This is a genomic window from Varibaculum massiliense (assembly GCF_900106855.1).
In the GTDB taxonomy this organism is placed as follows: domain Bacteria; phylum Actinomycetota; class Actinomycetes; order Actinomycetales; family Actinomycetaceae; genus Varibaculum; species Varibaculum massiliense.
In genome coordinates this window covers 797577-814915 of the sequence record NZ_FNWI01000004.1, presented here as the reverse complement: position 1 = coordinate 814915, position 17339 = coordinate 797577, and the positions used below count along the sequence as shown (strand labels likewise).

The following is a 17339-nucleotide window of genomic DNA, read 5'->3' as shown; positions in this document are numbered from 1 at the left end:
GGGTAACGCGCAAAGATCTTAAAACAAAGAAGCTAAGAAAATTTTCCAACGTAAACAATCAAAAAACATAAATGAGGTAAAAATGTTTTCTAACACAAAGAAATTTGTTCGGAGGGGGATGGCTACAGCTGCCGCCTTGGGCATGGCTGCCCTGGGTCTGGTAGCAGTGGGTGCTCCAGGCGCCAGCGCTGCCCCCGCGATTGATGCCAGCAAAGATTACACGATTTCGGTAGAGCCCCAGATTGGTCAAACCGGAACTACTGCCGATGGTAAGAGCGGCAAGTTTGACGCCAACAAGAAACTGCCCTCGGGTACTTTCAAGCTGGAAAAAGGTGACTACGATGTAACCACCACCGCCGGGTACAATGCAGCCACCAAGGCGACCCCCGCCACGTTCAAAGCGGCAGCCTCGCCAGCTCCAGAAACGAAGGAGTTGGGCAGCGATGGTAAGACTTCGTTTACCGTCAAGCCCGGTTTGTATCGTTTGACCCAAACTGTGGCTCCTACCGGATATAAAGCGGCACTCCCGTCCTTGATTCTGATTCCGATGACGGATGAGAACGGCAATTGGATGGATACCGTGACCGTTTACCCCAAGAACGGCTCTGCCGGGAAGATTACCAAGAAAGACATCACCGATAAAGACCAGATAGTTAAACCTGGTTCCGAGATGAAGTTCGAGATTGAGGCTCCGATTCCTACCTTGACCGACAAAGATAACGGCGACAAGTTCAAGAGCTATAAAATCACCGATACCCCCTCGGGGCCACTGAAGGTTGATAAGACCAATTCTAAGATCGAAAAAGCGGTAATTGTTGACGGTAACTCCGAGTTGGAAACTCTGGCTGAAAACACCGATTACACGATTATTGAAAATCCTTACGGTATTCAGCTGACTGCGACTGGCTTAGCTAAGCTAGACAACCATCCCGGCAAGACCGTTAAAGTCACTTTGACCGGTAAAGTTGCCCCCAAAGGTGACGCCATTTGGAACGAGGACCCCAGCAAATGGGTAATTGTGAACAAGGCAGACTACAAGTACGAATCGAAGAACGGCGAAAACGGCGGCAGTGAAACTGGCGGCGAAGACCAGCCAACTGTTCCCATGGCTAAACTGCAGATTAACAACAAGGACAAGACAACCGATATTAACGATAAGGAAGCCGTGTTTGATGTTTACGCCTGCGACTCCGCAGCCACTGGCGATCCTTCTACCACAGGCACCGCCGTGCTTACCGGACTAAAAGCAGGTCAAATATCTGAAGAACCGCTAGCTGCACGTGATGGCGGGCTCTGCGTGGTACAGACCAAGGCACCTAAAGGTTACGAAAAAGGTAGCGCCGTAGTTAAATTTGATTTCGATAAAACCACGGTTAAAACCGCTGCCGATGCTAAGAAGCCGGTAGTGGTCGAGTACCAGAACACCCTGAAGAGCTCGGACATTCTGTCTAAGCTGCCGCTAACCGGTGGAGCGGGCATTGTCCTCTTCCTGATTGTGGCAGCCGGATTGCTGGGCGGAGCATACTACTATGCTCGTCGTAATCGGGTACGCGCATAACTAAAATAAAGTGTCGGGGAGCAACCCTGCTCCCCGACACTAAATAGCAAGGCGAATCTTGGGGAAGAAAGAGAAAAGCAGCGGAGCGAGTACGCAGCGTGAAGGCAAAGCCCAACGCAGCCGCGGCTCCACTCTGATTCCCGTAATCCTGGCGTTGGCGGGTATTGCGGTGTTGTTATACCCCGTAGTGGCAACCCAATGGAACAATGCCCGCCAACTCCAGATCGCCTACGAATACTCAAAAGCAGAAAAATATCTTGATAGGCCGCAGCTGACTGAATCCTTCAAGGCAGCCCAAGCGTATAACCGACATACTCCGGGTGCTCCCATCCTGGATCCCTGGTTGGCGAGGGTAGCCAAAGACAACAACCCCTATCAGGTGTATCTAAAACAACTAAATATCGTCCCGGAAATGGGGCGGCTGGTAATCCCGGGAATCAAAGTAGATTTACCTATCTACCACGGTTCCCAGCCAGACACCCTAGAACGCGGAATCGGGCATCTGTACGGATCCTCACTCCCGGTGGGGGGCAAAGGAACGCACGCGGTACTTACTGGGCATAGCGGGCTGTCAACAGCCACTTTGCTCGATAACCTCACCAAGGTGAAAAAAGGTGACGCTATTTATGTGCAGGTAGCGGGGCAAAAGCTCAAATATCAGGTGCGTTGGATTCGGGTAGTCCGCCCCAACCAGGTGAAAAGCCTGCAGCGGCAAGAAGGCAAAGACCTTTTAACCGTCCTCACCTGCACGCCCTACGGAATCAACAGTCACCGGTTGTTGGTGACCGGGGAGCGGGTACCGATGGATAAGACCGATCCCTTCGCCGGAGCCGGAAAGTTGGAGTGGCCGTGGTGGATGGGAGCCATAATTTTTGTGGCCTGCCTAGCCGCTCTACTGCTCGGTTGGTGGCTGTGGAAACAGCGTCGCCGCGGCCAGGACGAAGAAGAAAATAAGAACACATCCGGGGAATCACCCCCGACTGCCAGTGGCGGAATCCCCGCCACCGACGCCGAGATGACTACTCATTACCCGCCACGAAAAGCAAGGAGGACACAGTGAACAGCATGCGACGCAAGCTGAAAGCAGGCTTGGGGATGCTGGCCGCACTAATGCTTGCCCTGGTACCAACCTCGGCGATGGCCTCACCGCAATCGGATCAACCAGTAGTAGTGGGTGATATTACCGGTCTCGACCCGACCAGTTTCAACCCGGCGCGCCTCGGACAGCTACATATAAGCAAGACTGCTGCCAATCCCTATGATGACCCCAAACCGGGAGCCTTGCCGAACGGTCCGGCAGGGGGACAGGTTATTCAGATTAACCGGGTCAAGGGGGTAGATTTACCTACCGCCGACTGGACGCAACTGCAAAAGATGACAGTTAAGCAGGCTGAGGCCAAAGGCTTAGAACCCGCAAAAACTATGACTACCGATGACGCGGGCAACGTGACCTTCACTAACCTGCCGGTGGGACTCTACCTGGTGAGTGATCAAAAACCGGCAGACACCACCCATAAATATGGTCGCATCAAGCCGTTCCTGATTACTATGCCCTCCGGCAATCCTGACCTGCACGTATGGACTTTCAATATCTCGGTTGCCCCCAAGATGATGGCGGAGCAAACTCCGGCGCCATCTACACCGCCGCCCGCCAAGCCGCACATGCCCAAGACCGGTGTTTACGTGGTGCCGTTCCTGATCGCAGCGGGCGTACTCTTTAGCACCGGCATCCTGGTTGCCGCCGCGCGGCGCCGTCGCCAAGACGAAGAAACCCCCCGCTGTCGCTAATTAATTCCGCCGTAACCTAAAAAATCCATCCCCCGTGCGGTATCCAAGCTCGCGCGGGGGATTTTCGCGCGTGTGGGCAGATTTTGCCTCACGCCCCGAAATCCGGAAAATGCTCTGGCATTTTCACGAATTTAAATCCCGAAGCCTACCCCTCGGCATAAATCCGTCCGCACGCGCTCAAAATATGTAAGGTACGCCGACCTATTGACTCTGGATCAAATATTAGCCATAATTTTGCTAAGTAAAGAAGGGAAATGTCAATGCCTGCATTTACAATGGGTCTAGCGGAAGCTAAAAATAATTTTTCCCGGGTCACGGCAGAAGTGAACAGGACGGGGAAACCCCTCACCATTTTGAAGAATAATCGGCCGTGGGTAATTATCCAACCGGCACACGCTGCGACCGAAGTAGCCGACGTTGCAGTCGACTTCATGGATGAATATGCCGATGTATTCCAAGAACTGGCCAAATGAACGGATTTGCGTTTTCGCAGCAGGATGTCCTCGCTATTCATGCCGCGACACGCCCGGATGCGGGGACGTGGGGTCATTCACATGAGTGCAGCTTGAAAGGGTTCTGGCGAGCGCGTTAAAGTAGTTTACTGGCTCTAGTTGAAAGGTGCGCTCTGCGTACCCGCTCTCCTAGCGCCCGGCAGCAAGAACGCAGGAATCGATTCGTGCCTGGTGAAACAGTTCGCCAGGGATCACGCAGATCACCTCCCTAAACTTTTTAGGGATTCTTGCGCTTGCAACCGGCTAAGTTCGCCCTCGCGACCTTAGCGCAAGCAAGGGAGGAAATCCCCTGGCAGGCCCGGGATAAACACCGGGGAAACATCTACGGAAGAAGAAGAGGTAGACGGAATGGCGGGACAGAAAATCCGCATCCGGCTGAAGTCGTATGACCACCAGGTCATTGACTCGTCCGCGAAAAAGATCGTGGAAACGGTCCAGCGCGCGGGCGCCACAGTGGTAGGCCCAGTACCTTTGCCGACCGAAAAGAACACGTTCACCGTGATTCGGTCGCCACACAAGTACAAGGACAGTCGTGAGCAGTTCGAGATGCGTACGCACAAACGGCTCATCGATATTGTCGACCCGACGCCTAAGGCAGTCGATTCGCTAATGCGTCTCGATTTGCCTGCTGACGTAAACATCGAGATCAAACTCTAAGGAAAATAATTATGACCACGCAGACCCAGCCGGCTGCCGCAGTACCCACTCGGGCACTTCTCGGCCGCAAGCTAGGCATGACGCAGGTTTGGGACGAGGACGGAAAAGTCGTTCCCATCACCGTCGTGCAGGTCGACAAGAACGTGGTGACGCAGGTTCGTGACCAAGAAACCGATGGCTACACCGCCATTCAAATCGGTTTCGGGCAGATTGACCAGCGCAAAGTCACCAAGCCCCTTGCCGGCCATTTCAATAAAGCAGGCGTCAGTCCCCGTCGCCACCTGGTAGAGGTGCGCACCAACGGAGATGACGAATTTACTCTTGGCCAGGAACTTGCTGCCGACATTTTTGAAGTCGGCCAGAAAGTGGATGTTACCGGAAAAACCAAAGGTAAAGGTTTCGCCGGGGTTATGAAACGCCACGGCTTTGCCGGCGTTTCCGCATCCCACGGTGCTCACCGTAACCACCGCAAACCTGGTTCCATCGGCGCTTGCGCCACCCCCGGACGCGTATTCAAAGGCCTACGCATGGCCGGGCGCATGGGTGGGGAACGCAGGACCATCCAGAATCTTAAAGTTCAGGCAATCGATGCCGAAAAGGGCATTGTCCTGGTTACCGGCGCTATTCCCGGTCCTAAGGGCGGCATTGTTCTGATTCGTAGTGCAGTGAAAGGTGCGTAACTATGACTAATCTTTCGCTAAACGTAACTGATCCCGCTGGCAAGAAAGTAGGCAGCGTTGACCTGCCCGCCAGCATTTTTGATCGGTATCCCAATATTGCTTTGATGCACCAGGTAGTTAACGCCCAGCTCGCGGCAGCTCGTCAGGGTACTCACTCTACGAAGACCCGTGGTCAGGTGCGTGGCGGCGGCAAGAAGCCGTGGCGTCAGAAAGGCACCGGTCGGGCTCGTCAGGGCTCGATTCGCGCGCCCCAGTGGCGTGGTGGCGGCGTCGTACATGGCCCGCACCCGCGCGATTACTCCCAGCGCACCCCCAAGAAGATGAAGGCCGCGGCTCTGGCTTGCGCCCTCTCTGATCGGGTCCGCAAGGATCGTATGCATCTCGTGTCCCAGTTGGTTGCCGGGGAAACCCCCTCCACCAAGGCGGGTCGCGAACACATTGAATCCCTGGTAGATCAGCGCTACGTCCTGGTAGTGCTGACTCGCTCGGAAGAAGAACAGGTATTGTCGGTGCGCAACCTGCCGCAGGTTCACCTGCTAATGGTTGACCAGCTCAACACCTACGACGTACTCAACAACGAGGACGTTATCTTCACCGAGGCCGCGATTCGCCAGTTCATCGCCGATAAGACCGGACAGGAGGCGTAAAGCAATGGCACTCGAGGTTACTAAGAACCCGCGGGATATTATTTACCGCCCGATCGTCTCGGAAAAAGCCTATGGTCTAATGGATCAGGGGAAATACACTTTCGAGGTAGACCCCAAAGCCAATAAGACCGAGATTCGGATTGCCATCGAAAAAATCTTCGATGTGAAAGTAAAGAACGTAAACACGATTGCGCGCAAAGGTAAGCGGGTACGTACTCGCACCGGATATGGCAAGCGGAAAGATGGCAAACGCGCCATTATTACCCTCGCCGAAGGCACAATCGATATCTTCAACGAAGCGTCTGCGTAAGGGGTGAACAAGTAATGGGTATTCGTAAATACAAGCCGACTACTCCCGGGCGTCGCTTCGCATCGGTTTCCGATTTCGCGGAAATCACCCGTGACCATCCGGAGAAGTCTCTGCTGCGTCCTATCCACAAAACTGGTGGACGTAACAACGACGGCCGTATCACTTCCCGCCGGCGTGGCGGGGGGCATAAGCGCCGTTACCGCGTGATTGATTTCCGTCGTCACGACAAAGATGGGGTGCCCGCAAAGGTTGCCCACATCGAATATGATCCGAACCGCAGCGCCAATATCGCTCTTTTGCACTATGCGGATGGCGACAAGCGTTACATCATCGCCCCCAATAAACTGCATCAGGGCGACCGCATCGAACAGGGGCCGACTGCTGATATTAAGCCCGGCAACTGCTTGCCGCTAACCAACATTCCCTTGGGTACTGTGATTCACGCGGTAGAGATGCGTCCTGGTGGGGGAGCCAAGATCGCTCGTAGCGCTGGAGTTTCCGTGCAGCTAGTGGCGAAAGAAGGCAAATACGCCCAGTTGCGTATGCCCTCCGGGGAAATCCGGAATGTAGAGGCTGCTTGCCGCGCCACCATCGGCGAGGTTGGCAACTCTGACCACGGCAATATCACTTGGGGTAAGGCCGGACGGATGCGCTGGAAGGGGAATCGTCCCAAGGTACGTGGTGTGGTTATGAACCCGGTTGATCACCCGCACGGTGGCGGCGAAGGTCGTACCTCCGGTGGTCGTCACCCGGTTAGCCCCTGGGGTAAGCCCGAGGGTCGTACCCGCCGTCCGAATAAAGCCAGCGATCGCCTGATTGTGCGTCGTCGCCGGACCGGCAAGAAGCGTTAGGTAGGAGATAAATCATGGCACGTAGCCTAAAGAAGGGTCCTTTCGTCGACGACCATTTGATGAAAAAAGTCGACGCTCTGAATGACGCCAATAAAAAGTCGGTTATCAAGACCTGGTCACGCCGCTCTATGATTACCCCCGATTTTATTGGGCACACTATCGCGGTACACGACGGACGCAAACACGTTCCGGTGTACGTCACCGAAAACATGGTTGGTCACAAGCTGGGCGAATTTGCGCCCACTCGTACCTTCCGCGGACATGACAAGGACGACCGAAAGGCACGCCGTCGTTAGGCGCGCCCGAAGAGAAAGAAGGCAAAGATGGAAGGCATGGCGAAAGCGCGTTTCGTACGCTCTACGCCGCAGAAGTCGCGTCGCGTCGTGAACATGATTCGCGGCAAGAACGCCCTCGAGGCCTACGACATCCTGCGTTTCGCTCCTCAGGCGGTCGCAACTGATGTTCGCAAGGTGCTTCGCAGCGCAATGTACAACGCCGCCGCTAAAGCAGATCGGCCCGGCGGGAAAGATACGTTTGCGGAACTAAAGATTTCGCGGGCGTACGTAGATGAAGGTCCCACGATGAAGCGGTTCCGTCCGCGCGCCCAAGGGCGTGCTGGCCGAATCCTTAAACGGACCAGCCACATCACTATCGAGGTTTCTGACGGCAAACAGGAAGAGGAGAACGACTAATGGGACAAAAGGTTAGCCCTACCGGTTTTCGGTTAGGTATCACCACCGATCACCGTTCCCGCTGGTTCTCGGACTCCACTAAGCCGGGACAGCGTTACAGTGATTTCGTTGATGAAGATGTGCGTATTCGCAGGATCATGGAAAAGAGCCTGGAACGCGCCGGGATTTCCAAGATTGATATTGAACGTACCCGCGATCGGGTACGCGTCGATTTGCATACTGCCCGCCCCGGTATCGTAATTGGCCGGCGGGGTGCAGAAGCCGATCGTCTGCGTGGCGATTTGGAGAAACTCACCGGCAAGCAGGTGCAGCTGAACATCCTCGAGGTCAAAAACCCAGAGATTGATGCCCAGCTAGTGGCGCAAGGTATCGCCGAACAGCTGGCTGCCCGCGTGTCCTTTAGGCGCGCAATGCGTAAAGGCATGCAGTCGGCGCTGCGCGGGGGAGCCCTCGGTATCCGGGTGCAATGCTCGGGCCGTCTGGGTGGGGCGGAAATGTCCCGTTCAGAGTTCTACCGTGAAGGTCGGGTGCCGCTGCACACGCTGCGCGCCCTCATCGACTATGGCTTCTATGAAGCTCACACCACTTTCGGTCGTATCGGCGTGAAAGTGTGGATCTATAAAGGCGATCTCACCGAAACCGAATTTACTCGTAAGCAGGTTGAATCCGGTGGACGGGGTGGCCGCGGCGGTGGACGTCGCGGACGCGGCGGTGGACGTCGCGGACGCGCAGGTCGGGAAGGCGGACGCGGTGGACGTCGCGGACGCGGCGAAGGACGCCAAGAGGGCGCCGCTCAGGCTCAGACAGAAAAACCTGAGGCTGCTTCCTCGGAAAATGAGGCACCTGTAGCTGCGGCTGCTGCTGAAAAGCCGGTAGCCGAAGCTGAGAAGCCGCAAGAAAACGGAACGGAGGAGTAACGTGTTAATTCCTCGTAGGACAAAATGGCGCAAACAGCACCGCCCCACTCGTAAGGGTATGGCTAAGCGCGGTACCGAATTGGCATTCGGCGAATACGGGATTCAAGCACTTGATCACGCCTATATTACTAACCGGCAGATTGAGGCCGCTCGTATCGCGATGACCCGTTACATTAAGCGTGGCGGTAAAGTTTGGATCAATATTTTCCCTGACCGTCCGCTGACCAAGAAGCCGGCCGAGACTCGTATGGGTTCCGGTAAAGGTTCTCCCGAATGGTGGGTGGCTCCGGTAAAGCCCGGTCGCGTACTGTTCGAATTGGCGGGCGTGTCGGAAGAGATTGCTCGAGAAGCGATGAGCCGTGCGCAGCACAAGTTGCCGATTAAGACTCGGTTCATCAGTCGTGAAGGCGGTGATCAGTAATGGCAAAGGGCCTGAAAATGTCAGATTTGGATGTGCTGGATGAAGAGCAGCTATCCAAGAAACTAGACGAAGCTAAGACCGAGCTATTCAATCTGCGTTTCCAACTGGCCACTGGTGCCGGTGAAGATCGTGGACAGATCGGGCAGTTGCGTCGCGATATCGCCCGTATTTACACCATCGCTAGAGAGCGGGAGCTCGGTATTCGTACCGCTCCGCAGGTTGAGGAGTAGGATTCATGAGCGAAGAAACAGAGAAAACCGCTACTGTAGAGCGTAATCACCGCAAGGTGCTGCAGGGCTACGTAGTGTCCGACAAAATGGACAAGACGGTAGTCGTGCAGGTTGAAGATCGTGTAAAGCACCGCTTGTATGGCAAGGTTATCAACCGCCGTAAGCGCTACAAGGTGCATGACGAGAACAACGAATGCGGCACTGGCGACTTGGTACGGATTATGGAGACTCGTCCTCTGTCCAAGACCAAGCGTTGGCGGGTTAGCGAAATCATCGAGAAAGCCAAGTAGTTTTAGCGCTTTTTCGAGGTAATCGTTAACGCTTAAGGACAATAGATTCCTTTAAGCTGATTCCTTATCTGCAAGGCGCGGGGTGAGTTTATCGGGTGTTACCCGGTTGACTCATCCCGCGTCTTTTTGTATTTTCTTTATCTTTATGACAAGCAGAATTGGTATTGTCAAAATGTTATGTCAAAGTGGTAGACAAACCGAAAAGTTTCGGTTAGATTTGAGGGCGTGGTATTTCGAGCAATCGAAGCTCTTACTGCCACTCAAACGATAGCCAATGGTGGCTGGGTAAGGAGTTTATATGTCAGATAAGAAGAAAATTGGCGTAGGGGTGATATCTCTAGGCTGGATGGGGCGCCTGCATACTCGTTCGTATAAAGCGATGGCAGAGCGATTTCCTGAGCTGGGAGCCGAGGTGCGCCTGGTGGTAGCCTGCGACCCCATCGCAGAAACCCAAAAGCTCGCGACCGAGGCTCTCGGTTTCGAGAAAGCAGTTGCCGATTACCGCGAGGTACTCGCAGATCCGGAAGTGGACGTGGTGTCCATCTGTTCGCCTAACTTTCTACACCGTGAAATTGCAGTCGCGGCAGCTAAGGCTGGCAAACCTTTCTGGATTGAAAAACCGATGGGCGTAAGTGCTACCGAGTCTCGCGAAATTGCCGAAGCCGCTCAAAACGCGGGCATTAACACTGCGGTTGGCTTTAACTATCGCCACACCCCCGCGGTTGAACAGGCACGGGAAATGATTGCTGAAGGGAAATTAGGGCGAATTACCAATGTTCGTTGCTGGTTAATCGCCGATTATGCCTCCAGCCCCGACGGTCCCTACACCTGGCGTTACGACCGGGAAAAGGCAGGTGCTGGGGTTGTTGGTGACCTGATGAGTCACGGAGCTGACCTGGTGCAATATATTTTGCGTGACCGGATTAGCTCGGTTTCTGCCCTGACTGACACCTTTATTAAAGAGCGTCCTATTCCCACTAAGGTCGGTGTTGGTCACACCGGTTGGGAAGTTTCTGACGAAAAGAAGGAAGTCGGAAACGAGGACTACGTCGCCATGATGGTGCGTTTTGATTCCGGAGTGGTGGGCACCATGGAGTCCTCTCGCGTGAGCGTGGGACCGCGTGCCGAGTACATTGTGGAAGTTTATGGTACTGAAGGTTCAGTGCGTTGGAACTTCGAATACCTCAATGATCTGCAGGCCTGCATCGGACAAGACAATGGAGTGATACACGGATACGTCCGTTCAATGGCCAATCCTCACTATCCGCATTTCTCGCGTTTCCAGCCGGGAGCCGGCACCTCAATGGGCTTCGATGATATGAAAGCAGTCGAGTGCTACCAGTTCCTGTCGGGCGTGTTAACCGGTAAACAGATTGCGCCCTCAGTCGCCGATGGTTGGTCAGCTGCCGAAATAGATCAGGCTACCGTGGAATCAGCTGCGGATGGGCGTTGGCATGAGGTCGCAAAGGTAAGCGGCGCCACCACCTACGATAAGTAACTTCACCCCTTCGAAAAAGAAAGCTAAACCAGTGGAAATAAATAAAGAAAAAACTCCTCTGAATGAGTTGAGTAAAGAAAAACTGCAAAAAATGGTGCAGGAAACCCCGGCCTCGGGAAATCATCGCGGAGTTATTGCCGTGGCGGCAGTGGCCACCCTGGGCTCCCTGCTATTCGGGTATGACACCGGGGTCATTTCCGGTGCTTTGCCCTATATGTATATGCCGCACGGTGCAGGCGGCATGGGGATTACTCCGGCTCAAGAGGGCGCAATTGGCGGTATCCTTACCCTAGGTGCTGCCTTCGGGGCGCTATTTGGAGGTCGGCTCTCCGACCGTTACGGTCGCCGGCACAACATCATTATGCTGGCGATCTTGTTCCTGATTGGTGCTATCGGTAATACTTTTGCCCCTAATATTTGGGTAATGTATCCGTTCCGCCTAATCCTGGGGCTAGCCGTAGGTGGCGCCTCGGCAACGGTGCCAGTATTCCTGGCAGAAACTGCACCTAAGCGGATCCGCGGTACTATCGTGGCCGTTGACCAGTTGATGATTGTAGTCGGGCAGCTGTTGGCCTTCTCCATGAACGCGATTATTAACTCTGCTCACGGCGGACCGAAGATTACCGTGAAATCAGATCCTGCTGGGGTAGTGAAGGCTGGAGAGTACTCTTGGGATGCTTTGAACGCAATCGTGTCTAAGCACCTGGGTAGTCACGATGTGCAGGCAGCACATGATTTCATCTCCAATATGACGGTTTCGGCCGGTAACGGTGCCGCCTGGCGTTGGATGATTGTGCTCTGTTCAGTGCCTGCCGTTGCCCTGTGGATTGGGATGCACCTGATGCCAGAATCTTCCCGTTGGCATGTGCTGCAGCAGGAAGTTTACGCCGCTATCGGATCCTTGAAACGGGTGCGTGACCCCAAGAAAGATGGGGATCTTACTGAGGAACTGCACGAGATGATTGAGGCTCGTCAAAGCCAAGAACACGGCAAGAAAGGTACTTTCCGCGACGTAATGAACACGCCCTGGCTGCGCAAACTGATGTTCGTAGGTATATTCTTAGCGATTGTCAACCAGACCACCGGGGTAAATACGGTTATGTATTACGCGCCGAAGGTGCTGGGCATCGCGGGCATGGGAACTTCTGCCGCGATTACTGCGCAGGTAGCTAACGGCGTAATGAGCGTGATAGGTTCAGCAATCGGCTTGATTCTGATTACCAAGTTCCGCCGGCGCACTATTTTGATCTGGGACGTCACCTTGGTGGGTATCCTGCTGCTGGGAATCGCCCTAATTTTCCAGTTTGTGATTGCTCCTCATGACGCAGCCGGCAGCGTGCCGGTGTGGGCAGGGTACTTGGTGCTGTTCATGATGTCGCTATTTATGCTGGTGGTGCAGTCCTCGAACGGTACCGTAGTTTGGACAATGCTAGGTGAAATGTTCCCCGCAAATGTGCGCGGAATTATGAATGGTACTGCCATCTTCTGCATGTGGATTATGAACGCCATCATCACCTGGACTTTCCCGCCGATGATTGCCGCTCTGGGCGGTGGACCCACTTATGCGATGTATGGGGTGTTGAACCTGATCATTGCGGTGGTGTTGTTCAAGATCATGCCGGAAACTTCCGGACGTTCCTTGGATGAAATCGAATCCTACATGGAGCACATTTACAGCAAGTAACTGCTAAATCTACAGGTGAAAATCTGTAGGTCAGTTACCTGATACGCGGGGGCGAGCCCAGCTCGCCCCCGCGTTTGCATCTGCTGAATAACCCGTGTGGAACCGATTATGGGATTAGCTTTCAGTTATTTTCTTACTGCGGTGAAATGCAGGGAAAAAGTGTGGGGGTATTGAGTGTAAATAGGCGCGGGGAAAGGTTTTATCCGAGCAGGTGCGGTGGACATAAGAATTCGGAAAATGCCTGCGGTCTTTTTCCGAATTCTTGGGCGGGAGGAAAAATCTTTCCCCGCGCTTATCAGGTTTCCCGCGCCCGCAGATTACGCGGCGCGCTCGCGGCTAGAGCAGCAGGAACACTGCGGAAACGATGGTTAGGGCAGTGACAATGGGATCGAAGATCTTGTTGTCAATACGCCCTATCCACCAGCGTCCCAGCACGGCTGCTCCAATAACCAGGGGAGCTAGGCACAGGGCGATCAGCAGCATTTGCCGATCGATTAAGCCAATACCGGCGGAAAAAGGTAGTTTTAGCAGGTTGACGATAAAGAAAAACCAGGCTTGAGTACCTAAAAAGCGGCGGACTTCAAAACGGGAGGCCAGGAAATAAAGGGAGACCACTGGGCCTCCCGAGTTTGCGGCCATAGTGGTAAAGCCCGACAGGGAACCGTAGAACAGGCGCGCGGGTAGGGATGTGCTCATAGAGGCAGCGAGGTCGCGCCCGGTGCGACGCGCATACCAGATTAATCCCAGGGTGAGGGCAGTCAGTGCCAAAATAATAATTCCGATAGAAACTTTCATTACCTGGTTAGATACTTTTGCCAGAAAAATAGCGCCGATAGCTACCCCCACGGCTACCGGTGGGAACAGGTCGCGCAGAACTTTCCAGTCAGCATCGCTGCGGTATGTACAGATGGCCAGAAAATCCCCGGTGAGCAGCATCAGCAACATTAGGGCAGTGGAGGGGCGCGTAGGCATCACTGCAGCCAGAATGGCGACCGGCACGCATGCCAGTCCCGGCAATGCTGTTTTTGCCAGTCCGCACATCAGGGCGCAAATCACCAGAGTAGCGATTAAACCCGGGGTAAGTACGAGCATCCCCTCTCCCTTCTCATAGACTCTTGAGGTTGAAGCCGGTAAATCTAGCTTCCAGGTTATTGTAGTTACAATTATTTTTGTAAGAGATTAACCACCGAGAGTGAGCATTCGCCATTTTCTAAATAGGTGATTGTCTGTGCCCTTAGTCCCGAGCAAATCCTTTCTAGTTCGAAAGTTACCGGAGAAATATACTATTTTGTTAAAATGTATGGACAAAGTAATAAATCTGGTTGATACTGGACTTAACCGACAGCAGCGGCAGTGTCCGCCGCTCTGCAAGGTCAAGAAAGTTTTTAAACTAAACTCTAGCAAAGGAGCAGGATATGACGATTCCGGAAACAATGAAAGCTGCAGTCCTACGCGATATTGACAAAGGGCTGGAAGTAAATGAGATCCGCACCCCCCACCCCAAGGCGGGAGAAGTACTTATCAAAGTTGCTGCCTGCGGACTTTGCCACTCTGACCTGCACGTAATCGGGGGAGCTATCGACTTCCCCAAGCCCTGCGTCCTCGGGCATGAAGTTGCCGGACAAATCGTTGAACTGGGGGAGGGGAACGATCACACCGGTCTGAAAGTTGGTCAGTATGTTTCCGGAGCCTTCCTAATGCCTTGTGGGCAGTGTGAAGCCTGCGCGTCTGGACGTGATGATCTTTGCGCACCCTTCTTCGATCTCAATCGCTTGCAGGGCAAACTCTATGACGGCACCACTCGCCTGGCTGATCTAGATGGCAGCGAGATCGCCATGTACTCCATGGGTGGGCTCGCCGAATACGCGGTAGTACCCTCCACCTCAGTAGCGGTAGTTCCGGAAAGTATGGATTTGGTTTCTTCGGCGATTATCGGCTGTGCGGCGCTGACCGCCTTTGGTGCAGTGCGCCGCGGCGCTGACCTGCACTTTGGAGAGACAGTAGCGGTAGTTGCCACCGGCGGTGTAGGCTCGAATATCATCCAGATTGCCAAGGCCTTCGGGGCTCGGCAGGTAGTGGCTATTGATATTTCCGATGATAAGCTAGCCACTGCTAAAGAATTGGGTGCCACCGACGTGATTAATTCGGTTACTCAGGATGCACGTGCGGAAATCCTCAAGATTACCGGCGGTAAGGGCGTAGATGTAGCTTTCGAGGCTCTCGGGCGTCCGGAAACCTGGACCACTGCCTTGGATGTGCTTAAAGATGGAGGCCGCATGGTGCCGATCGGCCTGGGAGCCGGAGTACAAACTGCGCAGGTAGAAATCAATCGCCTGGTGCGTCGTTCCCAGCACATTTTGGGATCTTACGGGGCTCGCACTCGTCAGGATCTGCCCGAAGTAATTCGCATGGCGGATCAGGGTCTAATCGATTACCAAAAGATTGTTACCAAGCGGGTTCCGTTAGAAGAAGCCGGTGCCACCTACCAGTTGCTAGCCAAAGGCGCGGTACAAGGCCGCGCTGTGGTGGATATGTCACTATAGGCTAGCCGGTTTGCGTTAGTCGCTTGGGCAGCTACTAGTTGCCTTATCTAGGCGGGCGCGTCCTTATTGAGGGAGGACGCGCCCGCCCTTTTGTGTTCGCGTGTCTCTTGGTTTTTCCCGCCTCCGCTCCCGGGCGGTATTCCCGGGTTTGCTCCGAGTGGGGATAATCCTTGACGGTAAGGTTTGGTGTAGGAACGAGCTGGACAATCTACAGAGGGAAGTTGCTACCCAAAAGGTTTTGGGTTCCGAAAACTTGCCTTTTCGTGTCTTTTTTCTTTTCTACTGCGAGCAGAGGGTGAGAGGGTGATAGGTCTGAGCGCAAAAAAGTGGGGCGGATGGATATCCATCCGCCCCACTAGCTAACAGTCTTGAGAGAGTCTGCCAAGCCTGGAAGCTGATTAGCTAATCTTCTGAATCCCGGGTACTAATCCCAGGTTCGGTATCAGCTCTATTTATCAGTACGGCACCTAATCGTGCGGCGCGTGCCTATTTTCCTTTTCTGCTTGGCTAGACTTTAGGCGTCGCTGGCGGCGACGCACATGAGGTCTTTGTAGGCAACTGAAATCTGTTGCCGCCTTTTACCTATTCTCCCTTGAGCTTGAAGTACAGGTGAGCCCATGCAACTCCAAGAGTGCTAACAGCGGTCATCAGTCCGCCTAGGATAGTGGTAATCGCGGAAGCTGCAACGATGCCAACTAGGGTGATCCCAGCGCCGGCGAACATTAGCGCGAAAAACGCGACAGCAGCAACCATGCTCGGCTCTTCCAGCCGAGTAGAAGTCATCGGGACGGACGGTGCAACAAAAATAGCCATTTTATTTTCTCTCTTTCTGTTCTTACGATTCGGAAAGTTCCGGTTGAACTCTCTTCCTCGTGGAAACGTTTACATGATTACTATACGAAGCTTTCGCGCCCCGAGTCAATGTCTAGACAAAAGAAAATGAGAATCTAGGGTTAGAAAGTAGCTATTGCACGCCTAAACAGGCAGCTAGTAAAGGGTTTGTTGTAGATTAAAACGGCTTTTGTGAAAACGATTACACGCATCTTTTTGGGTAGAAAAACATGGAAATTACGCTGTTTTTTAGCTGCTCTGCCGCCGGTGTTACCCGGAAATTTGCCGCGCCGTCAGCTCCTCGGTCACCGAGGGTAAGGGGTGTTTAAAGCCTGGCGTCAGGCAAAAAATCAAGAATTCAGCTTTAGGCTTTACAATGGCTACTTGGCTTGAGGTCACTACACAATAGAAAGGCTAGAAGTGGGCGCGATTAAGGCGATGGTATTTGACCTGGACGGCACTTTGACCCCTTCGAAGCAAGCAATGACAGCGGAAATGGCAGGGGAGTTTGCTCGTCTGACCCGAACTCTTTCCACCGGGGTAATCAGCGGGGGTTCCTTTCAACAGTTTTCGCGTCAGCTATTGACCCCTTTACAGTCGCAAGTTTTTACGCCGGAAAACCTGCATCTTATGCCTACCTGTGGTACCCGCTACTACCGGTTTGAAAATGGCGGCTGGCAGGCCAAGTATGTCCTAGACATGGATCCTGCTCTTGCTGCTAAAGCGAAAAAAGTGATTGCGGAGGTTGCGCGCTCCCTGGGGTATTGGTGTCAGAATCCAGCGGGGGAGATTATCGAAGATCGTGGCTCCCAGTTGACCTATTCTGCCCTGGGGCAGCAGGCAGGCAGAGAGGAAAAGGATGTTTGGGATCCCAGCGGTGAAAAGCGAGCCGAGATCGCTTCCCATGCGGGAAAGCTGTTGCCGGAACTTACTGTACTTTCTGGTGGTTCTACCTCGGTAGATATCACCATGAAAGGGATTGATAAGGCGTATGGGATAGAGGAGTTCCTCCAACAAACCGGGCTCCATCCCCCGCAGGTTCTGTTCGTAGGCGATCGGCTGGATCCGGATGGAAACGACTATCCGGCGGTGCGCACCGGAGTGCAAACCCGCGCGACTACCGGCCCTGAGCAAACTCAAGAAATCATTGCGCAAGTGCTGGCTGGTTAGCTAATCCTCCTGGGGTAGCCTTCCTAAGATTTACGCGAGGATGTAGGGTGGGTACCCTGA

21 protein-coding genes are annotated in these 17339 nt (G+C 53.9%); 19 read left to right on the top strand and 2 right to left on the bottom strand.

Annotated features, from left to right (window positions below; genetic code table 11):
* The first annotated feature begins 82 nt into the window (after positions 1 to 82).
* The 17 genes from BQ5456_RS03680 to BQ5456_RS03600 all read left to right on the top strand — a co-directional run bounded on the left by BQ5456_RS03680 (position 83) and on the right by BQ5456_RS03600 (position 12735).
* Entirely contained in the window at positions 83 to 1558 is a 1476-nt protein-coding gene (locus BQ5456_RS03680; protein WP_143037014.1) for a SpaH/EbpB family LPXTG-anchored major pilin, read from the top strand.
* Between the two features lie 58 nt (positions 1559 to 1616).
* Positions 1617 to 2618 (top strand): class C sortase, encoded by a 1002-nt coding sequence (locus BQ5456_RS03675; RefSeq protein WP_071128806.1) that lies wholly within the window; start codon positions 1617 to 1619, stop codon positions 2616 to 2618.
* A gap of 5 nt (positions 2619 to 2623) precedes the next feature.
* Positions 2624 to 3346, top strand: a complete 723-nt coding sequence (locus BQ5456_RS03670; protein ID WP_235858581.1) for a pilin N-terminal domain-containing protein — start codon at positions 2624 to 2626, stop codon at positions 3344 to 3346.
* A 260-nt stretch (positions 3347 to 3606) separates the two neighbouring features.
* Positions 3607 to 3819, top strand: coding sequence for a type II toxin-antitoxin system prevent-host-death family antitoxin (locus BQ5456_RS03665; RefSeq protein WP_071128804.1), 213 nt, complete (start codon positions 3607 to 3609; stop codon positions 3817 to 3819).
* A 387-nt stretch (positions 3820 to 4206) separates the two neighbouring features.
* Positions 4207 to 4515 (top strand): 30S ribosomal protein S10, encoded by a 309-nt coding sequence (gene rpsJ / locus BQ5456_RS03660; protein WP_022864279.1) that lies wholly within the window; start codon positions 4207 to 4209, stop codon positions 4513 to 4515.
* 11 nt (positions 4516 to 4526) lie between these two features.
* Positions 4527 to 5195 (top strand): 50S ribosomal protein L3, encoded by a 669-nt coding sequence (rplC, locus tag BQ5456_RS03655; protein WP_071128803.1) that lies wholly within the window; start codon positions 4527 to 4529, stop codon positions 5193 to 5195.
* A gap of 2 nt (positions 5196 to 5197) precedes the next feature.
* Entirely contained in the window at positions 5198 to 5842 is a 645-nt protein-coding gene (gene rplD, locus BQ5456_RS03650) for a 50S ribosomal protein L4 (RefSeq protein ID WP_071128802.1), read from the top strand.
* Positions 5843 to 5846: 4 nt separating this feature from the next.
* Positions 5847 to 6152, top strand: coding sequence for a 50S ribosomal protein L23 (gene rplW / locus BQ5456_RS03645; RefSeq protein ID WP_022864276.1), 306 nt, complete (start codon positions 5847 to 5849; stop codon positions 6150 to 6152).
* Positions 6153 to 6166: 14 nt separating this feature from the next.
* Positions 6167 to 7003 carry a 50S ribosomal protein L2 gene (gene rplB / locus BQ5456_RS03640; RefSeq protein ID WP_071128801.1) on the top strand — a complete coding sequence of 279 codons (837 nt, stop codon included), beginning with the start codon at positions 6167 to 6169 and terminating at the stop codon, positions 7001 to 7003.
* Between the two features lie 14 nt (positions 7004 to 7017).
* A complete protein-coding gene (rpsS, locus tag BQ5456_RS03635) occupies positions 7018 to 7299 on the top strand; it encodes a 30S ribosomal protein S19 (RefSeq protein ID WP_022864274.1) in 282 nt (93 codons plus the stop codon).
* 27 nt (positions 7300 to 7326) lie between these two features.
* Positions 7327 to 7695 (top strand): 50S ribosomal protein L22, encoded by a 369-nt coding sequence (rplV, locus tag BQ5456_RS03630; RefSeq protein WP_071128800.1) that lies wholly within the window; start codon positions 7327 to 7329, stop codon positions 7693 to 7695.
* On the top strand, positions 7695 to 8612 hold the full coding sequence (gene rpsC, locus BQ5456_RS03625; RefSeq protein WP_071128799.1) for a 30S ribosomal protein S3: 918 nt from the start codon (positions 7695 to 7697) through the stop codon (positions 8610 to 8612). Before rplV ends, rpsC begins: the two co-directional genes overlap by 1 nt.
* Position 8613: 1 nt before the next feature.
* Positions 8614 to 9033, top strand: coding sequence for a 50S ribosomal protein L16 (gene rplP, locus BQ5456_RS03620; protein WP_071128798.1), 420 nt, complete (start codon positions 8614 to 8616; stop codon positions 9031 to 9033).
* Positions 9033 to 9263 (top strand): 50S ribosomal protein L29, encoded by a 231-nt coding sequence (gene rpmC, locus BQ5456_RS03615; protein ID WP_071128797.1) that lies wholly within the window; start codon positions 9033 to 9035, stop codon positions 9261 to 9263. The genes rplP and rpmC overlap by 1 nt, the downstream gene beginning before the upstream one ends.
* A 5-nt stretch (positions 9264 to 9268) precedes the next feature.
* Positions 9269 to 9553, top strand: coding sequence for a 30S ribosomal protein S17 (rpsQ, locus tag BQ5456_RS03610; RefSeq protein ID WP_022864269.1), 285 nt, complete (start codon positions 9269 to 9271; stop codon positions 9551 to 9553).
* A gap of 298 nt (positions 9554 to 9851) precedes the next feature.
* Positions 9852 to 11051 (top strand): Gfo/Idh/MocA family protein, encoded by a 1200-nt coding sequence (locus BQ5456_RS03605; protein WP_071128796.1) that lies wholly within the window; start codon positions 9852 to 9854, stop codon positions 11049 to 11051.
* 91 nt (positions 11052 to 11142) lie between these two features.
* Complete coding sequence (locus BQ5456_RS03600) at positions 11143 to 12735, top strand: MFS transporter (RefSeq protein ID WP_071129909.1); 1593 nt, start codon at positions 11143 to 11145, stop codon at positions 12733 to 12735.
* A 336-nt stretch (positions 12736 to 13071) separates the two neighbouring features.
* Here the strand turns inward: BQ5456_RS03600 and BQ5456_RS03595 are convergent, their stop codons facing one another.
* Positions 13072 to 13827, bottom strand: a complete 756-nt coding sequence (locus tag BQ5456_RS03595; protein WP_071128795.1) for a sulfite exporter TauE/SafE family protein — start codon at positions 13825 to 13827, stop codon at positions 13072 to 13074.
* Between the two features lie 323 nt (positions 13828 to 14150).
* Between BQ5456_RS03595 and BQ5456_RS03590 the strand changes: the two genes are divergently transcribed.
* Positions 14151 to 15278, top strand: coding sequence for a zinc-binding dehydrogenase (locus BQ5456_RS03590; RefSeq protein ID WP_071128794.1), 1128 nt, complete (start codon positions 14151 to 14153; stop codon positions 15276 to 15278).
* Between the two features lie 582 nt (positions 15279 to 15860).
* Here BQ5456_RS03590 and BQ5456_RS10370 read toward each other — a convergent pair.
* Complete coding sequence (locus tag BQ5456_RS10370) at positions 15861 to 16091, bottom strand: hypothetical protein (RefSeq protein WP_071128793.1); 231 nt, start codon at positions 16089 to 16091, stop codon at positions 15861 to 15863.
* Positions 16092 to 16529: 438 nt separating this feature from the next.
* On the opposite strand from BQ5456_RS10370, the gene BQ5456_RS03580 reads away from it, so the two are divergent.
* Entirely contained in the window at positions 16530 to 17279 is a 750-nt protein-coding gene (locus BQ5456_RS03580; protein WP_235858527.1) for an HAD-IIB family hydrolase, read from the top strand.
* Positions 17280 to 17339 lie beyond the last annotated feature (60 nt).